General features: G+C 67.5%; 10 protein-coding genes. 3 read left to right on the top strand and 7 right to left on the bottom strand.

The features are described from left to right. Positions 1-55: 55 nt before the first annotated feature. The 4 genes from ACTPOI_RS15690 to ACTPOI_RS15675 all read right to left on the bottom strand — a co-directional run bounded on the left by ACTPOI_RS15690 (position 56) and on the right by ACTPOI_RS15675 (position 4,656). Positions 56-976 carry an ABC transporter permease gene (locus tag ACTPOI_RS15690; protein ID WP_440110427.1) on the bottom strand — a complete coding sequence of 307 codons (921 nt, stop codon included), beginning with the start codon at positions 974-976 and terminating at the stop codon, positions 56-58. Further along, positions 977-2,059 carry an ABC transporter permease gene (locus ACTPOI_RS15685; protein WP_440110426.1) on the bottom strand — a complete coding sequence of 361 codons (1,083 nt, stop codon included), beginning with the start codon at positions 2,057-2,059 and terminating at the stop codon, positions 977-979. It lies immediately after the preceding gene. Then, entirely contained in the window at positions 2,046-3,644 is a 1,599-nt protein-coding gene (locus ACTPOI_RS15680) for an ABC transporter ATP-binding protein (protein WP_440110424.1), read from the bottom strand. Before ACTPOI_RS15680 ends, ACTPOI_RS15685 begins: the two co-directional genes overlap by 14 nt. Positions 3,645-3,723: 79 nt before the next feature. Continuing rightward, positions 3,724-4,656 carry a LysR family transcriptional regulator gene (locus ACTPOI_RS15675; RefSeq protein WP_440110422.1) on the bottom strand — a complete coding sequence of 311 codons (933 nt, stop codon included), beginning with the start codon at positions 4,654-4,656 and terminating at the stop codon, positions 3,724-3,726. A 292-nt stretch (positions 4,657-4,948) separates the two neighbouring features. Between ACTPOI_RS15675 and xdhA the strand changes: the two genes are divergently transcribed. Beyond that, positions 4,949-6,505 (top strand): xanthine dehydrogenase small subunit, encoded by a 1,557-nt coding sequence (xdhA, locus tag ACTPOI_RS15670; RefSeq protein ID WP_440110420.1) that lies wholly within the window; start codon positions 4,949-4,951, stop codon positions 6,503-6,505. Continuing rightward, positions 6,502-8,916 (top strand): xanthine dehydrogenase molybdopterin binding subunit, encoded by a 2,415-nt coding sequence (xdhB, locus tag ACTPOI_RS15665; RefSeq protein WP_440110418.1) that lies wholly within the window; start codon positions 6,502-6,504, stop codon positions 8,914-8,916. The genes xdhA and xdhB overlap by 4 nt, the downstream gene beginning before the upstream one ends. Positions 8,917-8,979: 63 nt before the next feature. Here xdhB and ACTPOI_RS15660 read toward each other — a convergent pair whose 3' ends face one another. The 3 genes from ACTPOI_RS15660 to ACTPOI_RS15650 all read right to left on the bottom strand — a co-directional run bounded on the left by ACTPOI_RS15660 (position 8,980) and on the right by ACTPOI_RS15650 (position 13,617). Next, the gene (locus ACTPOI_RS15660; protein WP_440110416.1) at positions 8,980-11,088 is read right to left on the bottom strand and encodes a diguanylate cyclase domain-containing protein; all 2,109 of its coding nucleotides are present in this window, start codon (positions 11,086-11,088) and stop codon (positions 8,980-8,982) included. Positions 11,089-11,379: 291 nt separating this feature from the next. After that, a complete protein-coding gene (locus ACTPOI_RS15655; protein WP_440110414.1) occupies positions 11,380-12,003 on the bottom strand; it encodes a Crp/Fnr family transcriptional regulator in 624 nt (207 codons plus the stop codon). Positions 12,004-12,270: 267 nt separating this feature from the next. Then, positions 12,271-13,617, bottom strand: a complete 1,347-nt coding sequence (locus ACTPOI_RS15650) for a glycerate kinase type-2 family protein (RefSeq protein WP_440110412.1) — start codon at positions 13,615-13,617, stop codon at positions 12,271-12,273. Positions 13,618-13,789: 172 nt separating this feature from the next. Between ACTPOI_RS15650 and ACTPOI_RS15645 the strand changes: the two genes are divergently transcribed. Continuing rightward, on the top strand, positions 13,790-15,667 hold the full coding sequence (locus ACTPOI_RS15645) for an EAL domain-containing protein (protein ID WP_440110410.1): 1,878 nt from the start codon (positions 13,790-13,792) through the stop codon (positions 15,665-15,667). Positions 15,668-16,417 lie beyond the last annotated feature (750 nt).

Here is a 16,417-nt window from a genome sequence, read left to right as displayed (position 1 = left end):
TCTCGATTATGGGGCGATCTACCGCCCGGTAACCATCGCGGCCTGCGGGGACTTTTCAAGACCCCGGGTAGAAAGGCTTGCCCAGGGACGCCGGCATGTTGATGCGTATCCATGCCGGATTGCGCGATATGAGGGCCAGCACCACGATGGTGGCCACGTAGGGCAGCATGCTCAGCAACTGGCTGGCCACCTGCACGCCCGTGGCCTGCAGATGGAACTGCAGCATGGTCACGCCACCGAACAGGTAGGCACCAAGCAATACGCGTGCCGGCCGCCACGTGGCAAAGGTGGTGAGGGCCAGCGCGATCCAGCCGCGGCCAGCCACCATGCCTTCGACCCACAGCGGGGTGTAGACGGTGGAGATGTACGCCCCCGCCAGCCCGCATAGAGCCCCCCCCGCCACCACCGCTGCCAGCCGGATGCGGCGCACCGGGTAGCCCAGCGCATGCGCGGATTCGGGCGACTCGCCCACCGAACGCAGCACCAGCCCTGCGCGGGTGCGGTACAGAAACCAGATCAGCGCCAGCGCCAGCACCATGGTGAGGTACACCACCGGGTGCTGCCGGAACAGCGCCGGGCCCAGCAGGGGGATGTCGCCGAGCACCGGCACGGCATAGCGCGTCAGCTCGGGCAGCTTGGCCTGCACGTAGCTGATGCCGGCAAAGGCCGAGAACCCCACGCCAAACAGGCTGAGCGCCAGCCCGGTGGCGTACTGGTTGGTGTTGAGCCAGATCACCAGCACGCCAAAGATGGCCGCCAGCAGGGCACCTGCCGCCATGCCGGCCGCAAAGCCCAGCCACGTGTTGCCCGTGTGCACCACGGTGGCAAAACCGGCAATGGCGGCGCAGAGCATCATGCCCTCGGCCCCCAGGTTGACGATGCCCGCCTTCTCGTTGATGAGCAGGCCCAGGGCCGCAATGGCCAGTACGGTGCCCGCGCTCAGCGTGGCGCCAATGAGGAGTGCGTACGATTCCATTTATGCAGCTCCCTTGCTGGGTGCGCGGGTACCTACCCAGCGAATGCGGTAGGCAATCAGCGTGTCGCACGCCAGCAGCGTGAACAGCAGCAGCCCCTGGAACACGCCCGTGAGCGACTTGGGCAGCCCCAGGCGGGACTGCGCCAGCTCGCCGCCGATGTAGAACATGCTCATGAGGATGGCCGAAAGAATCATGCCGACCGGATGCAGCCGGCCCACAAACGCCACGATGATGGCTGCGAAGCCGTAGCCTGCGGGTACATACGGTGTGAGCTGGCCGATGGGGCCAGCGACTTCCAGCGCACCCGCCAGGCCGGCAGCGCCGCCCGATATCAGCAGGGCCGTCCACAGCGCCTTGCGCGACGAAAACCCTGCGTAGCGCGCTGCGGCGGGAGCGAGGCCACCCACCTGCTGCGCAAAGCCCACGCGGGTACGGAACAGGAAAACCCATAGCGCCGCAGCCCCCGCGAGCGCCAGCAGCAGCCCGATGGACACGCGCGAGCCCTGCATCAGCCGGGGTATCTGCGTGACCTTGTCGAACATCTTGGTCTGCGGAAAGTTGTAGCCCAGCGGGTCTTTCCACGGCCCGTACACCAGGTAGCCCAGCACCAGCGTGGCCACGTACACCAGCATCAGGCTGACCAGGATCTCGTTGGCGTTGAACTTGTCGCGCAGCAGCGCCGTGAGCCCGGCCCACACCATGCCACCCAGCACGCCCGCCAGCAAAATGGCGGGCACGATCCAGGGGCCCGTGGTCTTGTCGGCCAGCAGCGCCATGCCGCCCGCCGCCACCGCACCAATCACGAACTGGCCTTCGGCACCAATGTTCCACACATTGGAGCGAAAGCACACGGCCAGCCCCAGCGCAATGAGCAGCAGCGGCGTGGCCTTGACCATGAGTTCGCCAATGGCGTACTGCGACTTGATGGGCTCCCAGAAAAAGACCTGCAGGCCCCGCACCGGGTCCTTGCCCAGCGCCATGAACAGCGCCACGCCAATCAGTACCGTGACCGCCAGCGCGAGCAGGGGCGAGCCGTAAGTCCAAAGCCGCGACGATTGCGGGCGCGCTTCAAGCTTGAGCATGCTGAGCCCCCTCGGTTGTCGTACGGGCCTTGGCCAGGTGGGCCTGCACATCGGCATGCCACAGGCCGCTCATCCATTCACCGATGCGCTCCACGGTGGCATCGGCACGCGGCACCGAAGGCGACAGGTGGCCCTTGGCCACCACATGCAGCCGGTCACAGATTTCAAACAATTCGTCCAGCTCCTCACTGACCACCAGCACCGCGCAGCCGGCATCGCGCAGCGCCAGGATGGCGCCGCGGATCTGCGCGGCCGCGCCCACGTCCACACCCCAGGTGGGTTGCGAGACGATGAGCAGTTTGGGGTTGGCATCGATCTCGCGCCCCACGATGAACTTTTGCAGGTTGCCGCCCGACAGCGACTTGGCCGCCGCGTTGGGACCACCGGCCTTGACGTTGAAGCGGGCAATGATGTCGGCCGCATGCTTTTGCAGCGCGCCCACCTTGATCCAGCCGCTGCCGCTGACCGAACTGGTGCGCGTGAGCAGCAGGTTGTGAGCCAGGCCCATGGTGGGCACGGCGCCACGGCCCAGGCGTTCTTCGGGCACAAAGTGCAGGCCGAGCGCACGGCGCTGGCGCGGCCCCATGCGGCCGGCGTTCTGGCCCGACACCTGGATAGTGGCGGCATCGGCGCGCGCATCCTCGCCCGACAGTGCGTAGAGCAGTTCCTTCTGGCCGTTCCCCGACACGCCGGCAATGCCGACCACCTCGCCCGCCTTCACGTCGAAGTCGATGTCGATGAGGTCCACGCCAAACTGGTCGGCGCGCGGCAGCGACAGGCCTTGCACCCGCAGCACTGTGGCGCCGGTCTGCACCGTGCGGTGCTGCAGCGCCGGCGGCTCGGCGCCGATCATCAGGCGCGAGAGCGAGGCGTTGGATTCTTCTGCGGGGTTGCACACACCGGTCACCTTGCCGCCGCGCAGCACCGTGCAGGCGGTGCACAGCGCGCGGATCTCGTGCAGCTTGTGGCTGATGTACAAAATGCTGCAGCCTTCAGACGCCAGCTTGCGCAGCACCACAAAAAGCTTTTCCACCGCCTGCGGCGTGAGCACCGAAGTAGGTTCATCGAGGATCAGCACCTTGGGGTTGGTGAGCAGGGCGCGGATGATTTCCACGCGCTGCATTTCGCCGACCGAGAGGGTGTGCACCGGGCGCAGCGGGTCCACATCCAGCCCGTATTCGGCCGCCTTGGCGGAGATGCGCTGGGTAACTTCGACCAGGCTCAGGCTTTTGTCCAGCCCCAGCCACACGTTTTCGGCCACCGTGAGGGTGTCGAACAGGCTGAAATGCTGGAACACCATCGCAATGCCCAGGGCCCGCGCCTCTTGCGGGTTGCGCACCTGCACGGCCTGGCCGTTGAAGTGCACGCTGCCTTCGTCGGGCTTGACCGAGCCGTAGATGATTTTCATCAGCGTGGACTTGCCCGCGCCGTTTTCGCCCAGCACGGCGTGGATCTCGCCCGGCTGCACCGTGAGCGACACGCCGCTGTTGGCCACCACGGCCGGGTAGCGTTTGGTGATGCCTGACAGCTGCAGCCGCGGCGGCTGCCGGCTGCCCGCGTCAGGGGAGTTGGGGGGTGAACTCATGCGGTCGATTGTCTCTCAGTTTGGCTGGCGCCATTTATATGAAATCACCTTCTTGCGCTTGTTCAGCGTGCGCTGGTAGCTATTCTTTTCGTAGCGTTGCAGCCACGCCCTTCACGCATTCGCGCAGCCACATGGCTGCGGCCGAGTGGTGCGTGCGGGCATGCCACAGCTGGTAGTACATCAGCCGCGGAAACGGCACCGGGCAGGGCAGGATGGCCAGCGGCAGGCGCGCCAGGTAGCGCTCGCAGTACTGGCGCCCGGTGGTCATCACCAGCAGGCTCGATGCGACGATGTCCGGAATCAGGCTGAAGTGCGCGCAGCGCGCGGTGATGTTGCGCGCCAGACCCAGGCTGTCCAGGTGCGCGTCGATCACGCCGCGCGCGCCGGGGTGGGTGGGCGTGGGTGCGATGTGCTCGGCCGCCAGCCAGCTGTCCACATCCCAGCCGCGGCGCACCGCGGGGTGGCCCTGCCCCACCAGGCACACCACCTCGTCGCCAAACAGGCGGCCCATGTGCAGGTCTTCGGGGGGCTGCGGCCAGTTGCCGATCACCACATCGACCTCGCCCTGGGCCAGATGGGCGTGGTAGTGCGCATCGGCCGACAGCGGGTGGATCTCGATGGGGCACAGGGGCGCCTCGACCTTGATGCGGGCCACCAGCTGGGGGAGGAACAGCGGGTCCAGGTAGTCGCTGGCCGCCACGCGGAACGTGCGCGTGGCCGTGCGCGGGTCGAACCCGCGGGCGTCGGAAAACAGGGCTTCGGCAGACCGCAGGATGGCCGCCGCCGGCTCCACCATGCGCAGCGCGGCATCGGTGGGCATCATGCTGGCGCCCGAGCGCACCAGGAGCGGGTCGCCCGAGAGGTCGCGCAGGCGCTTGAGCGCAGCCGACACCGCCGGCTGGTGCATGCCCAGGCGGACGGCGGCCCTCGATACGCTGCGTTCGATCAACACGGTGTGCAAGACCCTTATGAGATGGAGGTCTATCTTGTCGAAAAGGGCGTGGTCTCTCATAGCAGTGCGTGCATTGATGTCATAAGCTTGGACTTATGGTGGGCGCCCCGGGGCGACTTACCCTCTTGGGACCTGTCAGGAAGACTTTGCGCTGGCACATGCAGGAGGCATGCCCGCTGGAGGCAACGCGAGTGTGCCGCCTGGGTGCCCACTGCGGGGCTGGGGCTACCCCGGGGGCTGCGAAAGCCGTGTCCGCATGGCAAAGAGGCAGTGAACATCTGCACGCTGCCCGCTCCGCCTGGGGTCTTCTGAAACGGTACCGGATCACACAGCAACCGAATTGGCTTTTCACATGACGACCACACGTCCCCTGCACTTCCTGCGCCGTGGCCAGCCCGTGGCGCTGGGCAATGTACCACCCGACCGCACGCTGCTGGAGGTGCTGCGCGAGGACCTCGGCTGCACCGGCACCAAGGAGGGCTGCGGCGAAGGCGACTGCGGCGCCTGCACCGTGGTGCTGGGCGAGGCGCAGGGCGGCAAGGTGCACTACAGCGCCGTCAACAGCTGCATCCGCCTGGCGCATTCCATCGACGGCATGGCGCTGTGGACGGTGGAAGATCTGGCGGAAGACCCGCTGATCCAGCCGGTGGGCAATGCGCCCGGCGTTTGCGCCAACGCTATGCATCCCGCGCAGGAGGCGATGGTGCAGTGCCACGGTTCTCAGTGCGGCTTCTGTACACCGGGTTTCGTGATGAGCCTGTTTGGCATGTACCAGAAGCACATCGCACCTTCGTTGACTGGTCCGAGTGCCTACGCGCACGGGGGGGCGTTGCCTCGCATCACCCGCGCGCTGGCACAGGAAGAACTCTCGGGCAACCTGTGCCGATGCACCGGCTACCGCCCCATCCTGGACGCCGCGCAGCAGATGGCAGCGCTGCCACCCCGCGTGGTGGACGAAGCCGCTTTGCTACAAAAGCTAGAGCATTTAGGGCAATCAATACCTGGGCCTGAGGCCGATTTGGTACAAACATCGCCCTACATGGCCCCCACCAGCCTGCCCGCGCTGCTGGCGGCCCGTGCCGCGCACCCCCAGGCGCAGGTGGTGGCCGGGTGCACCGATGTGGGCCTGTGGGTGACCAAGCAGCACCGGCAGTACGACCACATCCTGGATGTGACCCGCGCGGCCGAGCTGCGCCAGGTGCAGCACGATGCGCAGCACATCACCATCGGCGCCGCCGTCAACCTGACCGATGCCTTTGCGGCGCTGGTGGCGCAGTGGCCGCAGCTGCACAGCTTTGCCAGCCGGTTTGCCGGGCTGCCCGTGCGCAACTCGGGCACGCTGGGCGGCAACGTGGCGAACGGCTCGCCGATTGGCGACTCGATGCCGCTGCTGATCGCCCTGCGCGCCCGCGTGGTGCTGGCCAGCGTGCGCGGCGAACGCGACATGCCGCTGGAAAACCTGTACTCCGGTTACCGCCAGAACGTGATGGCACCTGACGAGTTATTGGTCTGGATCGTCGTGCCGCGACCAAGGGTGACTGAGGCGTTGCGGGCTTACAAGATCTCCAAACGGTTTGATGACGACATCTCTGCCGTGTGCCTGGTCATCAACCTAGACATCGATGCCGGCGCGGTGCGCCACGCCAGCATCGGCGCAGGCGGCGTCGCAGCCACCCCGGCACGCGCCCGCCTCACCGAAGCCGCCCTCACCGGCCAGCCGTGGACGGCCGAAACGGTAGCCAACGCGGCCCAGGTGCTGCAAGGCGAATTCACCCCCATCTCCGACATGCGCGCCAGCGGCGACTACCGCCGCACCGTGCTCGCAAGCCTGCTGCAACGCTTCTGGCTGGAGAGCCAGGGCGAAGCGGCCGTGAGCGTCGAAAACTTCCGCCTGGAGGCATCGGTATGAACCAGCGTGATTCCATGCCTCTGAGCCGCGATGCGGTCGACGACCCGGTGGTCAACGCCGCCGACGCCCACGCTGCCGAGCCGCTGGCCCCGCTGCAGCCCAGCGCGCCCGCCAGCCAGCGCGCCATGGGCCAGTCGCACATCCACGAAAGCGCCCGCGCCCAGGTAGCAGGCGCTGCACATTACATCGACGATTTGCCCGAGGTGAAGGGCACGCTGTATGCGGCGCCCATCCTCTCCACCGTGGCGCACGGCACCCTGAACGGCGTGGATGCCAGCGCCGCCTTGGCGCTGCCCGGCGTACGTGGCGTGGTGCTGGCCGCCGATGTGCCCGGCGGCAAGCTGCTGGCCGCCTTTGCGCATGATGAGCCCGTCTTTGCGCACGACACTGTGCAGCACATCGGCCAGGTCATCGGCCTGGTGGTGGCCGACTCGGTCATGCAGGCGCGGCGCGCAGTACGCAGTGTCAAGCTCGACATCACCCCGCTGCCCGCCGTGCTGAGCGTGCACGATGCGCTCAAGGCCCAGAGCTACGTGCTGCCCCCCGTGTTCGTGCGCCGGGGCGATGCCGCGCAGGGCCTGGCACAGGCCGCGCACCGGCTGCAGGGCGCGTTTGAAGTGGGCGGGCAGGAGCATTTTTATCTGGAAGGGCAGATTGCCTACGCGCTGCCGCTGGAGCAAAGGCAGTGGTGCATCTACTCCAGCACGCAGCACCCCGGCGAGGTGCAGCACTGGGTGGCGCACGCACTAGGCATTGACAACCATGCGGTCAAGGTCGAGTGCCGTCGCATGGGTGGCGGCTTTGGCGGCAAGGAGACGCAGGCCGGCCACCTGGCCGTGTGGGCCGCGGTGGCGGCAAACAAGCTTGGCCGCGCCATCAAGCTGCGGCTGGACCGCGACGAGGACTTCATGGTCACCGGCAAGCGCCACCCGTTTGCGTACGAATACGACGTGGGCTTTGACGACACCGGCCGCATCACGGGCCTCAAGCTGCAGATGGCGGCCAACTGCGGTTTCAGCGCTGATCTTTCGGGCCCCGTGGCCGACCGCGCCGTGTTCCACGCCGACAACGCGTACTACCTGAGCGACGTGGACATCGCCTCGTACCGCTGCAAGACGAATACGCAGAGCCACACTGCCTTTCGCGGCTTTGGCGGCCCGCAGGGCGTGATCGTGATCGAGGCCATCATGGGCGACATCGCCCGTGCGCTGGGCCGCGATGCGCAGGACGTGCGCATGGCCAACCTGTACGGCAAGGACGCGGCCGAGGGCCGCAACGTGACGCACTACCAGATGACGGTGGAGGACAACATCCTGCATGCGCTGCTGCCGCAGCTGGAGCAAACGGCTGGCTACCGCGCGCGGCAGGCGGAGATTGCGCGCTGGAATGCGCAGAGCACGGTGCTCAAGCGCGGCCTGGCCATCACGCCCGTGAAGTTCGGCATCAGCTTTACCGCCACGCTGTTCAACCAGGCCGGTGCGCTGGTGCATGTGTATACCGACGGCAGCGTGCAGGTGAACCACGGCGGCACCGAAATGGGCCAGGGCCTGTACACCAAGGTGGCGCAGATCGTGGCCGACGAACTGGGCGTGCCCCTGCACCGTGTGCTGGTCACCGCCAGCGACACCAGCAAGGTGCCCAACGCCAGCGCCACCGCGGCCAGCAGCGGCACCGACCTGAACGGCCGCGCCGCGCAGTTTGCGGCGCGCAACGTGCGCGACAACATTGCCTCGTACGTCTGCGGGCTGGATGCCTGCGGCGCGGGCGCCATCCGCTTCGAAGGCGGGCAGGTGATCTCGCCCAAAAAGGTGCGGCAGTTTGACGACGTGGTGAAAGAGGCGTACGCCAACCGCATCCAGCTGTGGAGCGACGGCTTCTACCGCACCCCCAAGATCCACTACGACAAGGCCACACTCACGGGCCGGCCGTTTTACTACTTCAGCTACGGCGCCGCCTGCTCCGAAGTGGTGATCGACACCCTGACCGGCGAGAGCCGTGTGACGCGCGTGGACATCCTGCACGACGTGGGCCACAGCATCAACCCGGCCATCGATGTGGGCCAGATCGAAGGCGGCTTTGTGCAAGGCATGGGCTGGCTCACCACCGAGCAGCTGGTGTGGAACGACAAGGGGTATCTGGCCACGCACGCGCCTAGCACGTACAAGATCCCGGCCACGGGCGACATCCCTGAGCAGTTCCGAGTGGATCTGTGGCCGGAGGCCAACCGCGAGGACAACGTGGGCGGCAGCAAGGCCGTGGGCGAGCCGCCGTTCATGCTGGCGATCAGTGTGTATGAGGCGCTGCGCAATGCGGTGGCTGCGGGGCGGGCCGGTGCAGATGCCGCTCAGCCCGTGGTGCTGACAGCCCCCGCTACGGCGGAGAATGTGCTGCGGGCACTGGGCAGGCTGTAGCCTCTGCGTTTCGGGGCGGTGCCGGGGCTCTCGCCTTCTCGGGCCCGGAACTGCCGAAGTCGCTCAGGCGGCCCCCAAAGCCGCCCTGCCCGACACACTGGCCTCCACCGCCTGCCGTGTTTCCACGCGGTTGCGACCTGCCCTTTTCGCGTCGTAGCAGGCCATGTCGGCGGCGTACAGCACCGACGGCACATCCTGCAGGCTGGCATCCAGCACCACCAGGCCAATGCTCACGCCCAACGTGAAGCTGCGGCCCTGGTACGAGGGTTCCCATGCATGCACTGCGGCGCGCAGCTGCTCGGCCACGGCCTGCCCGCGGGCGGCCGCGCAGCCGGGCAGTACCACGGCAAACTCGTCGCCGCCCAGCCGTGCCGCCCAGCCGATCTGGCGGACATGCGACTCCAGCAGGCGGGCCACGTGGCGCAGCACGTCATCGCCTGCGTCGTGCCCGGCCACGTCGTTGACCAGCGTGAAGTGGTCCAGGTCCAGAAAAAGCACCACCCCGTCGCCACCCGAGCCGGGGGCCTGCGCCGCTGCATGGCGTGGCCGGGCCGAGCGCTCGGCCAGCAGCAAGGCCAGCTTTTCGTCAAAAGCCGGGCGGTTGTACAGCCGCGTGAGGACATCGTGCGTGCGCTCCCACGCATGCTCGGCCTGCGCCTCGCGCGCGGCGGTGATGTCTTCCAGGATCCACACCGTGCCACCGGCCATTTCGTGGGGCTGCACGGCGCGCCCCTGCACGCGTGCCCACACGGGCGTGCCGTCCTTGCGGTTGAAGCACACATCGGCATCAAACGCCCCGTGGGCCGAAAACTCGGCCTGCACCCGGGCGCCGACGCGTTCGTAATCGGCATCGCTGGCGTACAGCACGCGCGCCGGGCGGCCCTGCAGCTCGGCTGCGCCGTAGCCCAGCATCACGGCGGCCTGGCGGCCCACCACCTCGAGCAGGCCGTTGCGCGAGATGACGATGCCGACCGATGCGTTCTCCAGAATGGCCTTGAACTGGCCATCCAGCGTGGCGCGGTGCAGTTGCTGGTCGGTGCCCTGCTGGGCCAGGCGCCGAAACACCTGCACGAGTTCGCCGACCTCGCCGCCTGCACGGGGCCAGTCAATGGCCGCGGATGCTCCAGCCCAGGCCCTGCCGGGCTGACCGAGCTGGCGGGCGCTGTGGGTCAGTCGCGCCAGCGGCCGTGCCATCCAGGCCATCACTCCGGCAGCCAGCAGCACACAGGCCAGCATGCTGGCGGCGGCCAGCCACCAGGCCTGCTGCTGCGCCCCGGCCAGCGGCGCCAGCAGTGCCTGCGATGTGCTGACGCGCGCCACCATCCATTGCGGCAGCGGCATGCCCGCGATGCTCACGATATGGTCTGGCTGCACATGCGTCACCCCACGGCCGACCACCGGTGCGGCCTCTTCGAGCCAGCGTGCATACACGGGGCCCAGGCCGGGCTCGTCGCTCACCTTGCCCATCAGGCGGGCCGGATCGGAGTGCGACAGGATGGTGCCGTCGCGTGTGAACACCACCAGGCGCGAATCGTCGCGCACGGGCAGCGTCATCGAGGGCGGCAGCAGCCCCTGCGACTGCAGCCGCAGCGCGCCGGCCACCACGCCCAGCACGGTGCCGTCCTCGCGGTGCAGCGGCATCGTGAACATGACCCGTGCCTCGGCGGTACGGCCGGCGATGAGCTCGGAAACCAGTGGCTTGCCGTCGACCAGCGTGCGTCGCAATGCGTCGCGCTCGGCGGGGTCCACCTCGGATGCGCTCTGCATCCGGCCGTTGCGCAAATTCAGGCTCAGCTCGCCGTTGTTGCGGGCCACCTGCATGGTGTCGAAGAACTGCACCGCGGGCAGGCCCTGCTGCAGCAGCCATTCGAGCAACGAAGGCGAGGCCAGCGCAGCCGGCGTGATACCGGATGCCACCGTGCGCAGCACCTTCTGGCTTTGTTCAATCTTGCTGGCCAGCAGGCGGGCTACCACTTCGACCTCATCCGTCTGCTGGCTGACCACCCGGCGCATGGCCTCTTGCGACGATGCCCGCGTGACCACCCAGGCCGCCAGCGCCCCCGACAGCACCACCGCCAGCATGGCTACCGCGATCAGGCGCAGCACCAAACTTCCGGGCACAGGCCATCCGGGCGCCTCAGGCTGGGGCGCGGGGTGGTGCGCAGGCGTCATGTGCACTCCGCAGCGGGGGTGCGCAGGGGCTGGCGCGTGGGGGTGTGGGCGGGCATGGGACGGGGTTCGGCCGGGTCAGGTCCGAACAAATATACGCAGCCCCCGCGGCCCGGGGCTTGGGTGGAACCCTCAGTGAAACACGGGGAAAAACCCTGCCCTGCAAACACTTCGCAACGGGTTTTTACCCATGCCGGACGCACCGGTGCAGGCCGTGCCAATGCAGGCCCCCAACAGAATCACGCGGTACCAGCGCGCCGCGCGCGGGGCAGGGCCGGCAGGACGCAGGCGGCGTCAGCAGCCCGCCATGGACTGCAGCGCGCGCGGCCGCGGCAGGCTCAGTACGTTGCCCGTGCCATCAACCAGGCCCGCCTCGCGCAGGTGACGGAGCACACGGGAGAAGGTCTCGGGGGCAATGCCCAGTTGTGCCGCGATCAGGCGCTTGCGCTGGTGCAGGGTGACCTGCATGGCCCCGCTCTGGTCGGCCTCGGCATGGTTGAGCAGCCATTTGGCGCAGCGCGCCTCGGCATCTTGCGCCAGCCGGCTCACCGCCAGTTCAGATTGCTGGCGATACCCGTGGGCCATGTCCAGCAGCAGGCCGCGCGCGTCCCCGGGCATCTGCGCCAGGCCGCGGCGAAAAACGTCGATGGGCAAGCGGCGCACCTGCACGCGGGTGTCGGCCACCATGTCCACCGGTAGCGGCAGGCCCAGCAGCGCCGAAGCTGCATCCAGCCAGAACGGACCCTCCACGGCCCCGAGCTGATAGCGCATCAGGCCCTCTTCCAGCACCCCCCGCAGCACGCGCCCGCTCTCCAGGTGCAGCACCGAGGTCTGCACCTCGTTTCGCCGGCGCAGCACTTCGCCTGCGGCGATGAGTTCGGTTTCCGGAGGGAGGGAGAAATAGGTAGAAGGCAGCATGAAAGGAAATGTGCCGTGCCAGCCACCCATGGGCATTGAGCGAGATCAAAGGGGTGACACGCTGGCGGCGGGGGCGTGCCGGTTGTTGCGCCAGTTCACGCATTGATCGGCCTGGATTGGCCTGGGTCCGCCTGTACCGCGCCTGCCTGGTTGGTGCACCGCATCGACCATGAACGGCCACCATGCCCTCTGCGGCGTCTGGAAGGGCAAAAACACCGGAAAATTGACGAAATCAGCCTCAAGCCTAGGTAATAAATGCCTATGCAGCTACAAAATCAATAGCACCCGGAAGTCATTGACATTGGTGTGCGTCGGGCCTGTGGTCAGCAGGTCGTCCAGCCCGGCAAAAAAGCCCCAGGCGTCGTTCCGCGCCAGATGGTCGTCCACGCGCAGGCCGGCCGCGGCGGCGCGTGCGAGGGTGTCGGGGCCCACGAAGGCGCCGGCGTTGTCTTCACTGCCGTCGATGCCGTCGGTGTCGGCGGCCAGCGCCCACACATTGGCCTGGCCCTGCAGCCCCTGCGCCAGGCCCAGGCAGAACTCGCCAGCCCGGCCGCCGCGCCCGCGTGCTACGCCTGGCGCGCGGGGCCGCACCGTCACGGTGGTTTCGCCACCCGACAGCACTACGCACGGCGCAGCAAAAGGCTGGCCGCGCCGCGCCACCGCACGTGCCAGGGCGGCATGCACCTTGCCCACCTCGCGCGACTCGCCCTCGATCTCGTCCGACAGCACATGCACCGCCAGCCCTGCGGCGCGCGCCATGTCGGCTGCGGCCTGCAAGGCGCTCCAGGGCGTGGCGATAAGGTGCACCGCATGCCCCGCAAAGCGGGCGTCGCCGGGCTTGGGCGTCTCCAGTGCGCCCGCCTGCAGCGCTGCATGCACGGCGGGCGGCACGTCGATGCCATAGCGCCCCAGTATCTCCAGCGCGTCGGCGCAGGTGCTGGCATCGGGCACCGTGGGGCCGCTGGCGATCACCGACGGGTCGTCCCCTGGCACATCGCTGATGGTGAGCGTGACCACGCGCGCGGGCGCGCAGGCTGCCGCCAGGCGCCCGCCCTTGATCTGCGAGAGGTGCTTGCGCACGCAGTTCATCTCGCCGATGTGCGCCCCGCTGTCGAGCAGCGCGCGGTTGATGCGCTGCTTGTCGTCGAGCGTGAGGCCATCACACGGCAGCGTCAGAAGTGCCGAACCACCGCCAGAGATCAGGCACAGCACCAGGTCGTCTTCGGTGAGCCCCTGGGTCAGCGCCAGGATGCGCTGCGCAGCATCAAGGCCAGCCGCATCGGGCACGGGGTGGGCGGCTTCCACCACCTCAATGCGCTGCGCCAGGCCCGGAGCCCGGGGCGGCACATGCCCGTAGCGCGTGACCACCAGGCCGGACAAGGGCGCATCTGCGGGCCACAGCGCTTCCAGCGCCTGCGCCATGGCGCCGCCCGCCTTGCCTGCGCCCAGCACCACAGTGCGCCCCTTGGGCGGCGCGGGCAACCAGGCACGCATGCCATGCAGGGGCTGCGCATCGCGCACGGCGGCATCGAACAAGGCACGCAGGAACGCGCGCGGCTGGGTGCGGTAGTCCGGTGTGGGGGCCAGCGGGGTGGAGGGCGACGGATGTTGCATGGGCGCATTTTGCAATGGCAGCCGCCCGGAGAACGCCCTCGGGCCACAAGGTCATGCGGGGTGACGTGTCGGGAGCCCCGCCAGTCTGGCGACGCTTTGCCGCGCAGCGCATGTGTCGTGCCCCTGTCACAAGCGCACGCTACGGTCGCTGTCACATTCCGACATTCACCCGATGCACAACCCCCTTCGCAGCCAGCTGCAGGCCATGGTGAGGCGGCTGTTGCCGCAAACCCGCCGCGGCACCGGCCCGCTGTCGCAGCTGATGCGTACAGGCGGCCTGCACTGTGTGTTCCAGCCCCTGGCCGACCTGCGCGAGGGCAGCATCTATGCGCACGAAGCCCTGATCCGCGGCCCCGAAGGCTCGCCCCTGCACACGCCCGACGCCCTGCTGGAGCAGGCCCGCAAAGAAGGCAACCTGCGCGACTTTGAACTGCTGTGCGTTTTCACGGCGCTCACGCAGTGGAGCCAGCAGCAGTCGTCCGGCCGGCTGTTTGTCAACATCAGCGCTGATGCGCTGGTGCATGGTGTACGCCTGCTGGGTGCGCGCCACCTGGGCGAGCGTGCCCGCAGCCTGGGTGTGAACTGCCGCCTGCTGGTGCTGGAGATCACCGAACACGAGCGCGTGACCGACATGCCCGTGCTGCGCGAGGCCATCAAGGCCGTGCATGGCAGCGGCGCCCGCATGGCCCTGGATGACTTTGGCGACGGCCGCTCCAGTCTGCGGCTGTGGTCCGAGGTCAAGCCCGACTTCGTCAAGATCGACAAATACTTCATCCGCGACATCAGCGGGCACCCCGAGAACCTGCAGATGCTGCAGGCCATCAAGGGCATTGCCGACGTTTTTGGCACCACGCTGATCGCCGAAGGCATCGAAACCCCGGACGACTTGCGTGCCCTGCGCGACCTGGCAATTCCTTACGGCCAGGGCTGGCTGCTGGGCCGCCCCGCTGCACAGCCGCGCGAGGCCGTCCTGCCCGAGGCACTGGACGTGATGCAGGACCGGCGTGTGGCGGTGTTGCCCCACCTCGGGCAAACGGCGCGCCCGGGCATCCTGCGCAGCCTGCTGGTGATGCAGGCGCCGACCGCATCGCCAGTCACCAGCAACGAAGCCGTGGCCGCAATGTTCCGACAGTCGACGGAGCTGCACGCCCTGGCGGTGGTGGACGGCACCCGGCCGGTGGCGCTGATCAACCGCCAGCAGTTCATGAACCACTACGCCACGCCATACTTTCGCGAGGTGCATGGGCGCAAGCCCTGCATGGCGTTCGCCAACACGGCCCCGCGCGTGGTGGAGCTGGACTGCGACGTGGAGCAGCTGGTGGGCATCCTCACGTCGCAAGACCAGCGCTACCTGAACGACGGCTACATCGTGACCGACAACGGCCGCTACCTGGGCCTGGGCACAGGCGAGCAGCTGGTGCGCGCCGTGACCGAAACCCGCATCGAAGCGGCACGCCATGCCAACCCGCTGACCTTTCTGCCCGGCAACATCCCGATCAGCCTGCACATGCAGCGGCTGCTGGACGGGGGCACCGAGTTCGTGGCCTGCTATGCGGACCTGAACCACTTCAAGCCCTTCAACGACCACTACGGCTACTGGCGCGGCGACCAGATGATCCGCCTGGTGGCCCGCCTGGCCACCGCCCATTGCGACGCGCGCCGCGACTTCGTGGGCCATGTGGGTGGGGACGATTTCATGCTGGTCTTTCAAAGCAGCAACTGGCTGCAACGCTGCAAGCACATCGTTCATGACTTTGCGCGCGAGGCGCTCGCGCTGTTTGACGACAGCGCCCGGCTGGCAGGCGGCATCCACGCCGAGGACCGGCATGGCGTGCGCCGCTTCTTTCCCTGCACCACGCTTTCCATCGGCGCGGTACGCATCACACCAGGACACTTTCGCCACGCCGAAGAAGTCGCCAACCTGGCCGCCGTGGCCAAGCACGAGGCCAAGCAGGATGCCACCGGGGTGGTGATGCATGGTGGGTGGAACGAATCGGGCCAGGGGCTGGTTGCGGCGACGGGGGCGCTGCGGGATGTGCTGGCGGCGTAGGACGGCGCCAGACCACAAGCTGCCGCTGTGACGCTCGATGGACGCCAGTGGGACGACGCCGGCCCGCGCGGGTCGGGGAACGCTGCTGCGTAAGCTAGACCGCTTTGAGCCCTGTGCCTCCGTTGCATACGGTAGCTGCTACTGACTCGCAGCACGCTGCTGGAATCTCGCCGTCTGCCAACGGCAAGCTATAGTTTGCCGAGCAAATACGTGCCGGGTTTCACAGAATTTTTATATCGGGACGTTTGAACAATCCGACCCTTGCAACCCTTTGCTGCAAGCCGCTTTCAGGAGGGACACATGAACCACTCAAGGAGCAGCGCTGTACTTATAGAGCAGGTTTTGCTCTGGACATTACGTTAGACGGCGAAATGCGCGAAACAAAAGACTGGCGTTTGTCCAACCAGGAGCAGTACCTGCTTGGTGTGACCCTCGTTTGGCACAAGTATTCCCCTAACAATCCTGCGAACGATCACGATCACTGCGAGTTCTGCTGCACCAAGTTCATGGCGAGCGAACCGGACACCCTGCAGGAAGGGTGGAGCACTGAAGACCGGTATCGTTGGATTTGCTCTACGTGTTGCGACGACTTTCAAGACCTGTTCCACTGGAACCGATGTCGCACGTAGTTAAGTCCGCGCCGTCTAACGGATCGCTCGACGCAGATACTCACCGGCAGTGCGCGGAAGGTGTGTGGACAAGCCTACGCCGTGCACCGCACTGCCGGCGCTTACCGGTCAACTCCGGCGT

The organism is Acidovorax sp. BL-A-41-H1 (genome assembly GCF_051942715.1).
Note: the sequence above shows the minus strand (reverse complement) of the source record. Positions and strands in the feature narration are given on the sequence as shown.

Excerpts from the sequence above, each read along its gene's own strand:
- ACTPOI_RS15690 (WP_440110427.1), bottom strand. The coding sequence starts at position 976 with ATGGAATCGTACGCACTCCTCATTGGCGCCACGCTGAGCGCGGGCACC.
- ACTPOI_RS15685 (WP_440110426.1), bottom strand. The coding sequence starts at position 2,059 with ATGCTCAAGCTTGAAGCGCGCCCGCAATCGTCGCGGCTTTGGACTTAC.
- ACTPOI_RS15680 (WP_440110424.1), bottom strand. The coding sequence starts at position 3,644 with ATGAGTTCACCCCCCAACTCCCCTGACGCGGGCAGCCGGCAGCCGCCG.
- ACTPOI_RS15675 (WP_440110422.1), bottom strand. The coding sequence starts at position 4,656 with ATGAGAGACCACGCCCTTTTCGACAAGATAGACCTCCATCTCATAAGG.
- xdhA (WP_440110420.1), top strand. The coding sequence starts at position 4,949 with ATGACGACCACACGTCCCCTGCACTTCCTGCGCCGTGGCCAGCCCGTG.
- xdhB (WP_440110418.1), top strand. The coding sequence starts at position 6,502 with ATGAACCAGCGTGATTCCATGCCTCTGAGCCGCGATGCGGTCGACGAC.
- ACTPOI_RS15660 (WP_440110416.1), bottom strand. The coding sequence starts at position 11,088 with ATGACGCCTGCGCACCACCCCGCGCCCCAGCCTGAGGCGCCCGGATGG.
- ACTPOI_RS15655 (WP_440110414.1), bottom strand. The coding sequence starts at position 12,003 with ATGCTGCCTTCTACCTATTTCTCCCTCCCTCCGGAAACCGAACTCATC.
- ACTPOI_RS15650 (WP_440110412.1), bottom strand. The coding sequence starts at position 13,617 with ATGCAACATCCGTCGCCCTCCACCCCGCTGGCCCCCACACCGGACTAC.
- ACTPOI_RS15645 (WP_440110410.1), top strand. The coding sequence starts at position 13,790 with ATGCACAACCCCCTTCGCAGCCAGCTGCAGGCCATGGTGAGGCGGCTG.